Raw genomic sequence first — 15,730 nt, 5'->3', positions numbered from 1 at the left:
ATAGATATGTATTTATAACTAATATAGCAAGACATATTAGGTAATTGCTACTCAGCATAGTTTTTTCTATATTTCTCCTGTTTAAATCAGAATGGACATAGACACAATACGAAGCTTGTGAGTGGTGCGCCGTAGGAATCGCTTATAGGGTGATTTTGGGAAGTGCGATAGCGAAGCGCACCAAAGGTATCGCCTATAGTGTGATTTTGATGAGAGCGATCGCTGTAAAATAAAGAGATAAAATAGAATAATCCCCATTCTTGCTACCAAAACGAGGTACAGATGACTTATTTAGAACTACATCAAAAGATTGAACAACAGATATCCCAACTACCACCAGAACAGCTTTCCTTAGTTAGTGATTTCCTTGACTCTATCCAGGAAAAAAGCACCGCAAATCAACGCCCCTTACGTCGCATTTCCCCCATTAAGCGAGGTAAAAAAGCAGGTGATTTACTACATTATGCCGGAACTTGGCATGGTGATGATCTTGAAGATTGTCTGCGTTTAGTTGAAGAAAACCGTTCCATAAAGCCATAACTCATACTAAAATTTAACTAATAGTCTTTGTTAAAATAACCTATATGTCCCTACAAGAACTGAAAGAGCAAGCCTTTCAACTACCTGAAAGCGATCGCTTAGAACTCGTCCGTGCAATCATCGCACCCTTTCCGACAGGAATCGCTATAAAATAGAATACAACGAGGTGAAAAGGGCTTGACTACCGTGGATATAACTTCTCTTCAAAAGTTGGCACGGACGTTTGCAGTTTTAATTGAAGATTGATATGAAGTGGTAGAAGACTAGAGTATAGCAGGTTAATAACCTCTTCCTCTATTCCTAGTCACCAATCACCAGTCCGCAATCTAGTGCGATCGCTGACGGTATTAGGGACGGTGGCGCGATAAAATTCTAAAACAATAAATTGTGATAAAGGTCTAAATGGCAGAAACACTATTTTTTAACGCCCTGCGGGAAGCCATTGATGAAGAAATGGCACGCGATCCTAGTGTATTTGTTCTGGGTGAAGACGTAGGACAGTACGGTGGCTCCTATAAAGTTACCAAAGACCTATACGAAAAGTATGGTGAACTGCGAGTTTTAGATACCCCCATTGCCGAAAATAGCTTTACTGGTATAGCTGTAGGGGCAGCGATGACGGGGCTAAGACCTATTATTGAAGGCATGAACATGGGCTTTTTGCTCTTGGCTTTCAATCAAATCTCTAACAACGCCGGGATGTTGCGCTACACTTCCGGTGGTAACTTCAAAATCCCAATGGTGATTCGTGGCCCTGGTGGTGTGGGTAGACAGTTGGGTGCAGAACATTCTCAACGACTAGAAGCTTATTTCCAAGCTGTTCCAGGTTTGAAAATTGTGGCCTGTTCCACACCATATAACGCCAAAGGACTACTCAAAGCAGCAATCCGCGATGATAACCCGGTGTTATTTTTTGAACACGTTTTGCTTTATAACTTAAAAGAAAATCTGCCAGAAACAGAATATGTACTACCACTGGATAAAGCTGAAGTAGTACGTCAAGGCAAAGACGTGACAATTCTTACCTATTCCCGGATGCGGTATCACGTCCTGCAAGCCCTCAAAACTCTTGAAAAAGAAGGATATGATCCAGAAGTTATTGACCTAATATCTCTCAAACCCTTAGATTTTGATACTATTGGTGCATCCGTGCGTAAGACCCACCGTGTAATTATCGTCGAAGAGTGTATGAGAACTGGGGGTATTGGTGCAGAATTAACAGCTTCTATTAATGACAGGTTGTTTGATGAATTAGATGCACCTGTGTTAAGACTTTCTTCCCAAGATATTCCCACACCTTATAACGGTAATTTGGAGCGGTTGACAATTATCCAACCAGAGCAAATCGTGGAAGCAGTCCAAAAAATGGTAGCTTTGCGAGTTTAGTTGACAGGTGACAGTTGACAGTGAAAAGAGAATAGGGCAAAAGGTAAAAATTGACTTCTGACTCCTGACTCCTGACTCCTGACTCCTGACTCCTGACTCCTGAACTCCTGAACTCCTGAACTCCTGACTCCTGTTAAAACTTCTACTCACAGCTGGCTAAAAGAACGCTATTATAGCCTTTGTCAGTTGTGAGTGATGGTATGCAAAGACAGCGATCGCTATTAGCATTAATTATAGTTTTGGTAATCGCCGCAATTGCGGTGATTGCTAATATTCCCGTACCCTTGGGACTGGACTTGCGAGGAGGCTCACAGCTTACAATTCAGGTGAAACCGACAGAAGATATTAAGGTAATCACCGACCGCGAATTGGAAGCCGTGAAGAAAGTTGTAGAAGGTCGGATTAACGGACTCGGCGTTTCTGAGCCAATAATTCAAACTGTGGGTACAGATAAAATCTTAGTCCAACTGCCGGGAGTAAATGACCCAGAGCAAGCAGAAAGGGTACTAGGAGGTACAGCGCAATTAGAATTTAAGACTCAAAAGCCGAATACAGAAACTCAACTATTTGCTCTGCAAGTATCACGAACAGAACTAAAAACCAAGCAGGGAGAGTTGAGAACTGCCAAAGACCAAGCTGCAATTGCTAAAAATCAGGAACAGTTGCAAAATAATCATCAAGCAATTTCAGAATTATTTGAAAGCACCAAACCACCACTCACAGGTAAATACCTCAAGGATGCCTACGGTGAACCCACTCAAGGCAACAATTGGAACGTTGCTATTCGCTTCGATCAAAAAGGTGGTGAACTATTTGCCGACTTGACCAAAACACTGGCCGGAACAGGACGCGGCATTGGTATTTTTCTTGACAATGAACTGATTAGTTCCCCCACAGTAGGAGTAGAATTTGCCGCTGCTGGGATTACTGGAGGTTCTGCTGTCATTACAGGTCGCTTTCAAGCTGAAGAAGCCAATAATTTAGGTGTGCAATTACGTGGTGGCGCGTTACCCGTACCTGTAGAAATTGCTGAAAGACGAACAGTAGGGGCAACCTTAGGTAAAGATAGTATTCAAAGCAGCATTTACGCTGGTATTGGTGGTCTGATTTTAGTATTAATCTTTATGGTAATCTACTATAGACTACCAGGAGTTATTGCTGATTTTTCACTAGTGATTTACTCCCTTCTCACCTGGGCTACCTTTTGTTTGTTAGGCGTTACTCTCACACTACCAGGAATTGCCGGTTTTATTCTCAGTATCGGCATGGCTGTGGATGCTAACGTATTGATTTTTGAACGCACAAGGGAAGAATTGCAAGCGGGTAAATCTTTATATCGTTCCGTAGAGTCTGGTTTTTACCGGGCATTTTCCAGCATTTTAGATAGTAATGTCACTACATGGATTGCTTGTGCTGCCCTATTTTGGTTAGGTTCTGGGTTGGTTAAAGGTTTTGCCTTAACTCTGGCTTTAGGAGTAGCAGTGAGTATGTTTACCGCAATTACCTGTAGTCGCACTTTGATGTTTTTGGCTATTTCCATTCCCTCCTTGCGGAAAACAGAATTTTACTCTCCCAATGTAGGAGCAGCAAATAAGGCAGAGGTTGCTAAATGAAACTAAGTATTAATAAATCGCGGAGTCTTTGGTGGGCTATTTCCGCTGCTATCATCCTCAGTGGTATCATCTCAATGGTGATTTCTTGGCAAACACCAGGTATTAAAGCACCCCTACGTCCCAGTTTAGATTTTATTGGTGGGACAAGATTGCAGCTAGTTAGGGACTGTAGCCTACCTAATAATTGTGACCAACCCATAGATATCAACGCCGTAAGAGAAGTCGCTAAAGAACAGGGACTTGGAGATAGCAGCATTCAATTAATCTCCGAAGATGGTAAAGAAAATGGCATTACCATTCGCACAAAAAACTTAGAAACCGACCAGCGTAGCAAGTTGCAAAACGCCTTAAGCGAAAAAATTGGTACTTTCGACCCGCAAAAAAATCAAATTGATTCAGTAGGCCCCACACTAGGACGAGAACTATTTACATCTGGAGTCTTAGCTCTGGTAGTTTCCTTCGTGCTAATTACTGTCTACATGACCTTCCGCTTTCAGTTAGACTTTGCACTGTTTGCGATCGTTGCTCTGTTCCATGATATCTTAGTCACAGTGGGGGCATTCTCAATTTTAGGCTTAGTTGCAGGTATAGAAGTTGATAGCCTCTTTATTGTTGCTTTGCTGACTATTACAGGTTTCTCTGTTAACGATACGGTAGTAATTTATGACCGCATTCGGGAAACTCTCAAAATTAATCCAGAGAAACCAATTGCAGAAATTGTTGATGATGCTGTCAACCAAACCTTATCCAGGTCAATCAACACTACTTTAACAACGCTGTTGACATTAACTGCCATTTTCCTCTTTGGTGGAGAAACGCTGCATTATTTCTCTTTGGCTCTAATTATCGGCTTTCTTATGGGGGCATATTCAAGTATTTTTATTGCCAGTACACTTCTAACTTGGTGGCGAGAACGCACAGAAAAATCCACACTTTCAGCAATTGATACTTCTGTGAGTTCCCAGGATAGTTAGGTTAGAGATTAGTCCAAAATGGGATTAAAGCATCTTGTCAAATTTTGAATTGCTTTTCCCATATATTGTAATTTTATTTTCCTATGGCTCAACAGGAAGAACCACCAATTAATGACTCAAGCTTTGACAACTCTGATGCTTCTTTTATTCACCAAGTACAGAGGTTACACCAGCTAACAGTATATGGCAGATGGTTATTTTCTGGCTGTCTGTGGCTCCTGATTGCGCCTATTTGTATGTGGGATTTACGTACAGAAATTGCATTATGGAAACAATATTTTACCTGGGTAGCGGTGCGATATGGACTATTTTTTCATCCACTAGCTACTCTAGGTTTAGCTTTTTGTATTGGAATGACTGTTTCTGTTTTAGTTTGGCAAAGTCGAAATATTTTAATAGGACTACCGGAACCGGAAAAGCAACGTTTAGAAAAGCAGGTTTATCGCATACGTCAACAGGGTCCTAGTCATCCTTTGTGGAAGTGGGTTTGTCATTAATTCTTTGTCTGAATCAGGATTTACAGGATTTAAGGATTTACAGAATTTTGTCAGAATTCAGGAGTCAGGAGGAAAAAGAAGAAAGAAGAAAGAAGAAAGAAGAAAGAAGAATATTTTTCTCTTCTGTTCCCTGCTATATCAAATATCCTAAATCCTTACAGAATTTTTATTGATTGATTATGAAAAAATAGTCAGATTTTTATGATCAGAATTAGACAAAATTTTCAACAATTTTGTTACACTAAAAACACCTTGTGTATAGGATTCAGGAAAAATGACAACGGCAATTACTCAATCCCTGACCCTAGAAGAATTTCTCAAACTGCCAGAAAAAAAACCTGTCAATGAATATATTAATGGTGAAATTATTACCAAGCCAATGCCAAAAGGGAAGCATAGCCGATTACAGTTAAGACTATGTAATAGTATTAATGATATCACGGAAAGCGAAAAAATAGCTTATGCTTTTCCTGAGTTGCGTTGTAGTTTTGGTATCCGTTCAGTAGTACCTGATATAGCGGTTTTTAATTGGTCACATATTCCCTTGACTGCTGATGAGGAAGTCTATAATGATTTCCTTCTTCCTCCAGATTGGACAATTGAAATTCTTTCTCCAGAACAAAGTTCAATTCGAGTGATAGATAATATTTTATATTGCTTAAATCATGGTTGTTTATTAGGTTGGTTAATAGACCCAGATGACCGTTCTATTTTGATTTTTCGTCCCCATCAGCAACCGGAACTTTTACGAGGTGATCAGCATTTACCAGTGTTAGCGGGGATAAATTTGCAGTTAACAGTTACTCAAATATTTGGTTGGCTGAAAATGAGTGGTTAGAGGATGTATAAATTTTGTCTGAATCAGGATTTACAGGATTTAAGGTTTTTCAGGATGTTTTCTGAATCAGGATTTGCGGGATTTAAGGTTTTTCAGGATTTTGTCTGAATCAGGATTTACAGGATTTAAGGATTTGCCGGATTTTGTCTGAATCAGGATTTGCGGAATTTAAGGTTTTTCAGGATGTTGATGATGAATATTGAAAATTGGGAGTTTCACTCATTAACGGCATGAATAATTACACAAAAAATCTTGTTAATCCTCTAATCCTGTAAATCCTGATATGGCTTGCGCCACGCTACGCTATCAGACATTTAAAATTTAAATGTTTAGTTGCATACATAGCATATATATACATTTACAGTAATTTCCAGAAAAATATGGCATAACAGAAGCGAAGATACTGCCACAATTGGGTGTCTATACATGAACTATTCTCATATTCATTTTAGGGAATGCTATGCGGAAATTGATCTTTACCAACTCCAGAATCTATTTAATATTGCTGCTTTTTGGGCGCAAGGACGTAGTATAAAAGATTTAGGCATAGCTATTGCTAATAGTGACCCTGTGATTTCTGTCTGGGATGGAGAGAAGCTGATTGGCTTTGCTAGAGCCAATTCTGATGGGATCTATCGCGCTACGATTTGGGATGTTGTTATTCACCCGGAGTATCAAGGTAACGGACTGGGAATCAAGTTAGTAGAAACTGTTTTAAGTCATCCTCGGATGCAGGTAGAACGTGTTTACTTGATGACTACTAACCAACAAGCCTTTTACGAAAAAATTGGTTTTCAAGTTAATAGTACAACGACAATGGTTTTATACAATCAATCTAATCTGGGTTCGCTTCCGGCTGGAGAAATTCAGCTTCAGGAGTCGCTAGGGGCATAGATATTTGCAATCTGGTGGAATCTGTGGTGGGAGAGGGTAAAATCTCTAGCTTTCCTCCCATTACTGCTAATAACGTTTGATTAAGTAATAACTTCATTCCTGATGATAGATCGGTATTTTCTTGATTTGTCGTCTGTTCAGATGCAATCAAGTCTACTGGTTCACTGGATATGACAGCATGAGTGGGGACATCTAGCCAGATATGAATAGTATTATTTGTAGATACAATACTAGTAGCGATGCAAATACTGCCTTCTTCTATTTGAGAGATTGTGGTGTCTACTAAATTTACCAATATTTGGCGTAACCAGCGCATATCTGCAAGAACATAAATTTCTGGTTTGGGAAGTGAGACGGTAAAGGGATAATTCCGATTTGCCGCTAACATATAAGTTAGTTGATGAACTTCGTGTAAAACTTGGGTGAGTTGTAGAGGCTGAATATTTAATTTATTCGTACCGTGTTCTGTTCTGGAGACGCTGAGGATTTCATCTATCATTTTTAGCAGTTTTAGCGATCGCTCATATGCTTGGGCGACAAATTCCCTCTCTTCTGCTGGATTTTCACACAAGTCGTGCAAAATTAACTGATGTAGTCCGATTAAACCATTGAGGGGCGATCGCAATTCGTGGGTAATCCGTGCCAAAAAACCCGCTTTAAACTGGCTCATTTCCTGTGCCATTTGGTAGGCCAGTTGGCTTTGCTTCACCTGTTCTTGTAAAAGTAGGGGGATATCTTGTATTTCGGTTTCTGGGTTTGCAGGTGTTAATAACCGCGCTAATAAAGAGCCTATAAGCAATCCTAGTACTATTCCTATTCCCAAATATAGCCAGTTATCTAAATTCATATTGCGGCAGTGTTTCACCTGTACAGTTAAGTACCTGAATTATCTAACTTAATGCCACCTTGTCGCAAAATTTGCCAATTCAGCCCTGTCCATTTAGCAACAGTGGAAGGTACACTCAGCCCTTGATATGCAGTCGATTCTAGAGTTATCACCCCTGGAAAGGCAGCTTGAATTGCGGCTACTGTTTGTAATGGTGGCTGACCTGATAAATTGGCGCTAGTAGTAGCTAGTGGTCCGGTTTGCGCCAAAATATTTTGAGCGATCGCATTATTTGGTACTCTAATCCCAATGGTTGTGGGGTCAACAGGATTCATAACTGTAGGAACTTTGTCACTGGCTGGTAATACTAAAGTCAACCCACCAGGCCAATATTTAGCAACTACCTCTTGCCAGATTTGATGTTCTATCTCGCTACCTTGCACATAAGCCCACAAATCATCAGCCCTAGCAGCCATCAAAATTAAAGGTTTATCTAAACTGCGTTGTTTAGCCGCATAAATCAACTCTGCTTTTTCTGGGATAGTAGCTAATGCGGGAACTGTGTCTGTCGGAAAACTCACTAAATTCCCACTTCTAGCACCATTTATCAAGATTTCTAGACAAATATTCATAAATTTATGATTGAGACTTTTTCTATTCCCACCAGCTGTCTATTATAAATTGAGTAAGATTAGTCATGCCTTCTGCCTTTTTAAGCATCTACCTGGGAATATAAAAGCTACCCACCTGCGGACAGATATTTTTTGATATATTTTTATGAAAAAACTGTACTGGCTGTTACAATCTTGTTAATAAAAGTTGCCCGTTACAATTTGGGAACGCGCAATTTGGTTTTGACTCTATTGAGAAGACAACGCGAACAACATTTTTTTTAGCAAGACTAGCTGTGGGAGGCTAGTCTTTTTCTGTTAGGATCTACAACGAAAACTTTCAAACTCTTATTTAGCTGTGGTTAGGTTTTCCCTAAAAACCTTTGTAGAGACGTTCCGTAGAAAGTCTCTACCCTTAAATTTTTTGTGATCTTGGAACTTAGAAACTGAAGGTGGTTCTCAGCGCCCCAATGAACACATCATCATTATTATTGTTGTGATCTGGTGCTGTTAGCCAAATCACACCTGGGGTAATGGTGATATTGTCGCTAATTTTGTATTGATAAAATGCCTCAATATGATATGAGGTATCGCTATCTTCTACTCCAAAGCTGGAACTTGTAACTTTCGGTTCCATACCGACTATCACACCAGCCAAGTTACCTTTTTTGCCCAAGTCGGGGAAACCGAGAGTAACAGCATAGTTCCAAATGTCAATATCTCCCTTTGTACCTGTTAAGACCTGACTCTTGGTATATCCAGCCCAACCACCTAAAACAAATTTTTCACTAATACCTACAGATGCTTGCACACCGTAAGAATTACTGGAAAATGCTTCTGAATTGCCATCTAGATTTGTATCCAAGTCTTGGAAGGTTGCCAGATTACTACCTGTGACTAATGGCTGTTTGTAGGAATTGATGTATGTTAGACCAAGGGAAATGCGATCGCTTGGTTTAAATGTCAACTGCGCCAAAGCACCATAGGGACCATCAAATAAACCATTTCCCGCACTAGGGTCATTAGCATTACTACTCAAATAGGCTAAACTTAGTAATGCTTTCTTGCTAAACTGGTGATTTATTCCCAGTCCTTTACTACCTAGTTGTCCATAAATCGGGTTGCGTGTACCAAAAGTGGACAAAGCACCAAACGCCCCATCACCATCAAAGATATTAATTGTATTGGTAACATCGTCAGCTGCACCACCTTCAGCAATAGCTATTACCTGTGTCTTTTCACCTATGGGGAATTTGTACCAAAGTGTACCTAAGTAAGCATTGGTATCACCATTAGGACCTTGAAAAAACAAATTGCCCTCTGGTGTATTAATATTAGGGCTGTTAATATTATTGGCCTCAATTCTGGTAAACAGCGTATCTTTACCAGTAAAACTGCTGACAAACTCAATCCGCGCCCTGACACCCAGAGTTGTATTTTTGTCTGTAGTTGATCCGTTAACATTGTCACCAGCAAAAACATCGCTAATAACTCCGACAACTTGCCCTTGCAATTTACTAGTAGTAGAAAATTGATTAGCTTCTAACTCACTAGCCCTCGCTTCTAGTGCATCTACACGACCTCTTAAGGTTGCTAATTCAGCAGCAAAATCTTCTTGCAGTTTTTGAATTGTCGCTAAATCTTGTTTTGTCGCCCCATCAGCAGTTGCTGTAGCAATTAGTTCATTCACCCGATCTAAACAAGCATTCAAACCGGCTGCAAATTCATACCTTGTCATGGCACGATTACCACGATAAGTACCGTTGGGATACCCTGCAATACAACCATAACGCTCAACCAAAGATTGTAAAGCTTGGAATGCCCAATCTGTGGGTTGTACGTCCGATAGCTGGGATACGGAGGTAACTTGGGACATTAAATCTTGTTGAGAAGATTTATTAACTTCTTTTTCTAAACTAGAAACGGCTAATGCTTCACTAGGTTCTGTTGTTACTGGTGCTTCTCCAGCCCAAACAGATGTATTCACACATAGCATTACACCGCAAATCGCTGGACTAGCAAGATTATTCAATATTTTATGCATTTTTCCACACACCCATTTACATTTCACATCAGTATCAAATTGATCTAAAACCCCAACGCCATAGAGAATATTAAGAGTTGTGTCAAGATGGTTGGCAACAAGACACAAAGCATCTTTTTCTCTCTCGTTTCCCTATGGGTTACTTAGCACTCCTGAACAAAAACGATTTTAAGTATATTAGCAGAGACAAGCAAAGTTTTTAACTTTGTAGTAAAAAAACTCCTAGCACTTAAGAAACGTACTATAAAGTAGTATGCCTGGAAAAAATGTATTTTAGATTACTTAAAATTAAGGCATTTTGCAAATTTTGCATCATAGTGATTGTCAGTATTGAATGATAATGATTATTATTCTAATTATAATGTATAATGAGTAGGATTTTTAATCAAAACTATTGATACAAATGCGTCAAATATCCTTGATACCGACAAGCAAAATGACTAATACTGGTATAAAATTTAGAGGAAGTAGCCCAAAAAGGCAAATTCTGCTTATAATCACGCTATTTATATTATCAATTGCCTCTGGTTGTAGCCAAGCACGGACTAATACAGATAAACGCGCTGAAGAGTTGGCAGTAAAACAGTCAGAAAAAACCAAAGTTGTGGCAACATTTTTACCTGTGTATTTGTTTACTAAAGCAATTGCTGGGGATGTGGCAGATGTAGCAATTTTAGTACCACCGGGGACTGATATACATGATTATCAGGCCACACCGGATAATGTAAAAGCGATCGCAACTGCTAATGTGTTGGTAAAAAATGGCTTAGGGTTGGAGACATTTCTCACAGATACAGTTAAAAATGCCCAAAATCCTCAATTAGTTGAAATTGATGCCAGTAAAAGTATTAAAGTTATAAATGAAATTTCTCCAGTAGAGGAAATAAAAGATCAAGACCATGACCACGATGACAAACATGACCACGCAAAAGGTAATCCTCATGTTTGGTTAGATCCAGTTTTGGCTAAACAGCAGGTAATTAATATTCGAGATGGATTAATTACTGCTGATCCTGGAAATAAAGAAGCTTACCAAACCAATGCTGCGGCTTATATTCAGGAATTAGACAACTTAAATAATGAATTTCAGCAGACTTTACAACAAACTCCTAATTGCACCTTTATCACTTTTCATGATGCCTTTCCTTACTTAGCCACACGCTATAATCTTAAGCAAGTAGCAGTTGTAGAAATTCCTGAAGACCAACTTTCACCAGCGGATGTGCAGAAAGCTATCAATGCAGTGAAAAAATATCAGGTGAAAGCCTTATTTAGTGAACCAGGAGTAGATAACAAATTACTGACCAGCCTTTCTCAAGATTTAAAATTAACTTTATATCCTCTAAATTCTTTAGAAAATGGTGACACAAATCCGCAATATTATTTTCAGGCAATGAAAACCAATTTACAAAATTTATCAACAGGGTGTAAATAATTCGTAAGAGTGCAGACCGCAGGCTGCACTAACGTAATTTAATAATTAGACATCTGGGTATTTGGGTTCAAAATCAGTGTGAGTAATTTCTAATAATTTAAAATTCGATGACTGACGACCAGCAAGCAATGACATTGCCGATATTAAGAGTAGAAGGGTTAACTATCTATCAAGGGAAATTTCTAGCTGTACGCGATGTTTCCTTTGAATTATTTCCAGGAACAGATACAGCTATAGTAGGGCCAAATGGCGCAGGTAAGAGTACTTTAGTTAAAGCTATTTTCGATTTGATTCCTCGCACTGCTGGGAAGATTGAAATCTTTGGTCGCCCAATTTCCAGATTAGGAAGTTTACGTCATTTATTGGGCTATATGCCACAAAACTTTATTTTTGATCGTAGTTTTCCTATTTCTGTAAGTGAGTTAGTAGGATTAGGAATAGATGACAGTAAACATTCCTTATTTGCAAATTTTTGGCAAAATCACCGAGAAAAAACTACAGCAATAGCAGCAGCTTTACAGCGGACAGATATTTATCGTTTGAGAAATCAAGCCATTGGGACTCTTAGTGGTGGTCAACTGAAACGGGTATTGCTGGCTTATTGTTTGGTAACACCACGAAAATTGTTGGTACTTGATGAAGCTTTTGCTGGGGTAGATATGCAGGGTGCGGCTGATTTTTATGCTTTGCTAAATGAATTAAAGCGGGAAGAGGGTTGGACTGTCTTACAGGTTTCCCATGATATTGATATGGTAAACCGTCATTGCGATCGCGTCCTTTGTCTTAACCAAACTCTTGTCTGTACTGGAAAGCCAGAAATTGCCCTTTCACCGCAAAACCTTTTAGCAACCTATGGGCCAGGTTTTAGTCGTTACCAACATCATCACTAAATTACAGCAGAATTCAGGAGTCAGGAGTCAGGAGTCAGGAGGCAGGAGGCAGGAGTCAGGAGGCAGGAGTCAGGAGTCAGGAGTCAGGAGAAGAATTACCAATTACCAATTACCAATTACTAATTACCAATTACCTAATCTTTTTCATCTAAATGTTCAGCCACAGACTGATAAAGATGAAAAACATGACTATCATGGAGACGATAAAATACATTACGTCCTTGTTTGCGGTAACTAACCAAACGCATAACGCGTAAGTTTCTCAGTTGATGTGAAACAGCAGATTCACTCATTTCTAGTAATGCTGCTAAATCGCTCACACAAAATTCTTTATTAGCTAATAAAGAGAGAACTCGTAAGCGATTAGCATCTCCTAGAAAACTAAAAAATTCTGCCATGCGTTGAGCTTTTTCAGTACTCAGAATTTCATCTGGCAAGGATTGAAGAATATTACTATCCAAGGTACTTTGCGAATTAGATTGAATCATGGGTTGTTGTTAAATCAATTTATTTATAGAGAAAATATAATTTTTAACTTTCCATATAGTTATTATGAACTAGAATAGAATGTTTATTGATGAAATAAAAAATAATCTGTTTACGCCACAGCCAAAAGAATCATAAAAGCGCAGATATGAATTTATTGACTGATGTTCAAAGCATCTTATTAGCTATTACGAATAGTGACGATTTGGTGAACTTATTACAGTTTCCCTTTATGCAACGTGCCATGATCGGTGCTGTATTAATGGGAATATTAGGGGGATTGCTGGGTTGTTTTGTCACTTTGCGCCAATTGTCATTTTTCAGTCATGCTGTGGGTCATGCAGCATTAGTAGGCGTAGCATTAGGTGTGTTATTAAATACAAATCCTACTTGGATGTTATTGCCGTTTACCTTAGTTTTTGGTGTAATTGTCCTCTACTTAATTGACAAAACAGATTTAGCTAGTGATAGCGTTCTTAGTATAGTCCTGTCAGGGGCATTAGCAATCGGTGTCATCCTTACCAGCATGATTAAGGGATATCGCGGTAACTTGATGGCTGTACTGTTTGGCGATATTTTAGCGATTGATGCCACAGATTTAATTTTGACACTGGTAGTACTTGTAGGTAGCAGTATTTTTTTATTATCAACATTGCGATCGCAAATTTTGTTAACCCTTAACCCCGATGTTGCCCAAGTACAAGGCGTTCCCGTTCAATTGTATCGTTATGGGTTTGTCGTTTTACTATCTTTAGCCGTCGCAGTGGCAATTAAAGCCGTTGGTGTTTTACTCGTGAATGCCTTTTTAGTGATTCCTGCTTCCACCGCTAAACTGATGAGTCACCATTTTATTAGCTTTCTCATCCTGTCAGTGATTGTCGGTTCTAGCAGTAGCATCGTGGGAATTATGGTTTCTGGCGTGTTTAACCTGGCTTCCGGCCCCAGTATAGTTCTCGTTCAGTTCCTAGTGTTCGTCCTAGTTTTCTCCTGGGTAAAGTTAGGGATAAAAGCAGCTTAAAAGTTTCTTTTATAATCTACTTGACAAATTCTTATTACTTTGCTATTGTTAGTAATCGTGGCGAACATAAAAAAAGCCCGCGCCGGGATAGCTCAGTTGGTAGAGCAGAGGACTGAAAATCCTCGTGTCACGAGTTCAAGTCTCGTTCCTGGCATATTCAATAAAATAGCTGAAAGCCTTGTAAGCAAAGGTATTTTGATAAATCCTACTGGAATTAAGTAAATTTCTAGTGGGATTTTTTGCATTTTTGGGCTTGACTTTGACTATGAATTGACTATGATGATATAGAGCAGAGGACAAAGCATAGTCAGAAGGATGGAAAGATATGGTAATGAAGGTGGAACAAAAAGCATCAAAAGGTTCAGTCGGTGTCGAAACGTTCCAAGACAGACTCAGACTGCGTTTACCACGTCACCTGTTTGGGGGGAAACAAAAATACCTCACTTTGGGGATGTCAGATACATCAGAAAATCGCAAGCTTGCTGAGGCTAAAGCGAAACAGATAGAATCAGATATTGCATTTGAACGCTTTGACCCGACGTTAGCTAAATATAAACCTCAAGTTCATTTAACCCTTATTACAACAACAGAAATTCAACAACAACCAACATTGATTGAGTTATGGGATAAATACACAACTTATAAGTCTAAGACTTTGAGTATCACCACGATTAATAAGGATTTTAAGAAGACTAGAAACCATATTGCCAGTTTACCAACACATAAGCTTTCTGAAGCGGTAATAATCAGAGATTTCTTGCTGGAAAAATTAACGCCTAATGCAACAAAGCGTGTTTTAACTCAATTAAAAGCTTGTTGTGATTGGGCAATAGATTCTGAGTTGATTAGTAATAACCCATTCGTGGGGATGTCACAGAAGGTAAGAGTAGCTGTAAAAGATGAAGATGAAACAATTAACCCATTTAATAAAGGTGAGCAAGAACAGATTATTGCAGCTTTTGAGAGGAATATGTACTACAATCACTACACAAATTATGTCAGATTTCTGTTTATGACGGGTTGTAGGACTTCTGAAGCTATAGGGTTAAATTGGGGACACATAAATAATAATCTAACATTAATTACTTTCAGTGAAGCAGTTGTAGAAGGTAATCGTAAAGATACCAAAACTCATAAAAGCCGTAAATTCCCTATTAATCAATCACTCAAAGAGTTGTTACTTTCTATCAAACTAAGTAATCCTAATGCAGATACACCAGTCTTTAAAGCTCCCAAGGGCGGTTTAATTGATGCTCATAACTTCCTTAATCGAGCCTGGAAAACTGTATTATCTGAGTTAAATGTTCCTTACCGTCCCCAATACCATACACGACATACGTTTATCACAAATTGCTTAGAAACAGGTGTGAGTGTGGTACAGGTTGCTAAATGGGTAGGTAATTCACCTGAAATAATTATGAAACATTACGCAGGTACAATAAGACAGGTTCAAGTACCTGAGTTTTAACTGCATTATCAAAATGCAAATAACACCACTTCAAATAAATACAGTAAGAAAAAGGGGTAATAATGAATTTTATTATCCTTTTATTTTGCACCATTTATTTATGCACACAATAACTCACTTTAAAATAACGTCATCAAGTTAGTTACAACTAAATGCAGGGGAAACGCATCTAAATTATCTTGACAAAATAATATATTAGTGCATCAATAT

Annotated in this window: 15 protein-coding genes and 1 tRNA gene; 12 read left to right on the top strand and 4 right to left on the bottom strand. The window is 38.8% G+C overall.

Going from position 1 to position 15,730, the window contains the following annotated elements:
• The first annotated feature begins 282 nt into the window (after nt 1–282).
• The 7 genes from VB713_RS03825 to VB713_RS03795 all read left to right on the top strand — a co-directional run bounded on the left by VB713_RS03825 (nt 283) and on the right by VB713_RS03795 (nt 6,742).
• On the top strand, nt 283–540 hold the full coding sequence (locus VB713_RS03825; RefSeq protein WP_323310258.1) for a hypothetical protein: 258 nt from the start codon (nt 283–285) through the stop codon (nt 538–540).
• A 402-nt stretch (nt 541–942) separates the two neighbouring features.
• Complete coding sequence (locus VB713_RS03820; protein ID WP_323310257.1) at nt 943–1,926, top strand: alpha-ketoacid dehydrogenase subunit beta; 984 nt, start codon at nt 943–945, stop codon at nt 1,924–1,926.
• A 200-nt stretch (nt 1,927–2,126) separates the two neighbouring features.
• Nucleotides 2,127–3,539 carry a protein translocase subunit SecD gene (gene secD, locus VB713_RS03815; RefSeq protein ID WP_323310312.1) on the top strand — a complete coding sequence of 471 codons (1,413 nt, stop codon included), beginning with the start codon at nt 2,127–2,129 and terminating at the stop codon, nt 3,537–3,539.
• On the top strand, nt 3,536–4,513 hold the full coding sequence (gene secF / locus VB713_RS03810) for a protein translocase subunit SecF (protein WP_323310256.1): 978 nt from the start codon (nt 3,536–3,538) through the stop codon (nt 4,511–4,513). The genes secD and secF overlap by 4 nt, the downstream gene beginning before the upstream one ends.
• Before the next feature lie 83 nt (nt 4,514–4,596).
• Complete coding sequence (locus VB713_RS03805) at nt 4,597–5,010, top strand: hypothetical protein (protein WP_323310255.1); 414 nt, start codon at nt 4,597–4,599, stop codon at nt 5,008–5,010.
• 274 nt (nt 5,011–5,284) lie between these two features.
• Complete coding sequence (locus tag VB713_RS03800; RefSeq protein ID WP_323310254.1) at nt 5,285–5,848, top strand: Uma2 family endonuclease; 564 nt, start codon at nt 5,285–5,287, stop codon at nt 5,846–5,848.
• 426 nt (nt 5,849–6,274) lie between these two features.
• Nucleotides 6,275–6,742, top strand: a complete 468-nt coding sequence (locus tag VB713_RS03795) for a GNAT family N-acetyltransferase (RefSeq protein ID WP_323310253.1) — start codon at nt 6,275–6,277, stop codon at nt 6,740–6,742.
• Here the strand turns inward: VB713_RS03795 and VB713_RS03790 are convergent.
• From VB713_RS03790 to VB713_RS03780, 3 genes are all read right to left on the bottom strand, one after another.
• Nucleotides 6,684–7,589 carry a HAMP domain-containing sensor histidine kinase gene (locus VB713_RS03790; RefSeq protein ID WP_323310252.1) on the bottom strand — a complete coding sequence of 302 codons (906 nt, stop codon included), beginning with the start codon at nt 7,587–7,589 and terminating at the stop codon, nt 6,684–6,686. The genes VB713_RS03795 and VB713_RS03790 overlap by 59 nt on opposite strands.
• Nucleotides 7,590–7,615: 26 nt before the next feature.
• Nucleotides 7,616–8,200, bottom strand: coding sequence for an L-threonylcarbamoyladenylate synthase (locus VB713_RS03785; RefSeq protein ID WP_323310251.1), 585 nt, complete (start codon nt 8,198–8,200; stop codon nt 7,616–7,618).
• Nucleotides 8,201–8,618: 418 nt separating this feature from the next.
• The gene (locus tag VB713_RS03780) at nt 8,619–10,223 is read right to left on the bottom strand and encodes an iron uptake porin (protein WP_323310250.1); all 1,605 of its coding nucleotides are present in this window, start codon (nt 10,221–10,223) and stop codon (nt 8,619–8,621) included.
• Nucleotides 10,224–10,659: 436 nt separating this feature from the next.
• On the opposite strand from VB713_RS03780, the gene VB713_RS03775 reads away from it, so the two are divergent.
• Nucleotides 10,660–11,658: a metal ABC transporter solute-binding protein, Zn/Mn family gene (locus VB713_RS03775; protein ID WP_323310249.1), complete on the top strand. Its 999-nt coding sequence runs from the start codon at nt 10,660–10,662 to the stop codon at nt 11,656–11,658.
• Between the two features lie 128 nt (nt 11,659–11,786).
• Nucleotides 11,787–12,548, top strand: a complete 762-nt coding sequence (locus VB713_RS03770) for a metal ABC transporter ATP-binding protein (RefSeq protein WP_416242408.1) — start codon at nt 11,787–11,789, stop codon at nt 12,546–12,548.
• A gap of 134 nt (nt 12,549–12,682) precedes the next feature.
• On the opposite strand, the gene VB713_RS03765 is transcribed toward VB713_RS03770, so the two are convergent.
• The gene (locus VB713_RS03765; RefSeq protein WP_371834367.1) at nt 12,683–12,946 is read right to left on the bottom strand and encodes an ArsR/SmtB family transcription factor; all 264 of its coding nucleotides are present in this window, start codon (nt 12,944–12,946) and stop codon (nt 12,683–12,685) included.
• Nucleotides 12,947–13,182: 236 nt separating this feature from the next.
• Here VB713_RS03765 and VB713_RS03760 point away from each other — a divergent pair, with 236 nt between their 5' ends.
• From VB713_RS03760 to VB713_RS03750, 3 genes are all read left to right on the top strand, one after another.
• Nucleotides 13,183–14,052, top strand: a complete 870-nt coding sequence (locus tag VB713_RS03760; protein WP_323310246.1) for a metal ABC transporter permease — start codon at nt 13,183–13,185, stop codon at nt 14,050–14,052.
• Between the two features lie 81 nt (nt 14,053–14,133).
• A tRNA-Phe gene (locus VB713_RS03755) sits at nt 14,134–14,206 on the top strand.
• Between the two features lie 177 nt (nt 14,207–14,383).
• Nucleotides 14,384–15,520 carry a tyrosine-type recombinase/integrase gene (locus VB713_RS03750; RefSeq protein WP_323310245.1) on the top strand — a complete coding sequence of 379 codons (1,137 nt, stop codon included), beginning with the start codon at nt 14,384–14,386 and terminating at the stop codon, nt 15,518–15,520.
• Nucleotides 15,521–15,730 lie beyond the last annotated feature (210 nt).

The organism is Anabaena cylindrica UHCC 0172, assembly GCF_034931625.1.
GTDB classification, from domain to species: domain Bacteria; phylum Cyanobacteriota; class Cyanobacteriia; order Cyanobacteriales; family Nostocaceae; genus Anabaena; species Anabaena cylindrica_A.
This window is presented reverse-complemented; position numbering and strand designations above follow the sequence as displayed.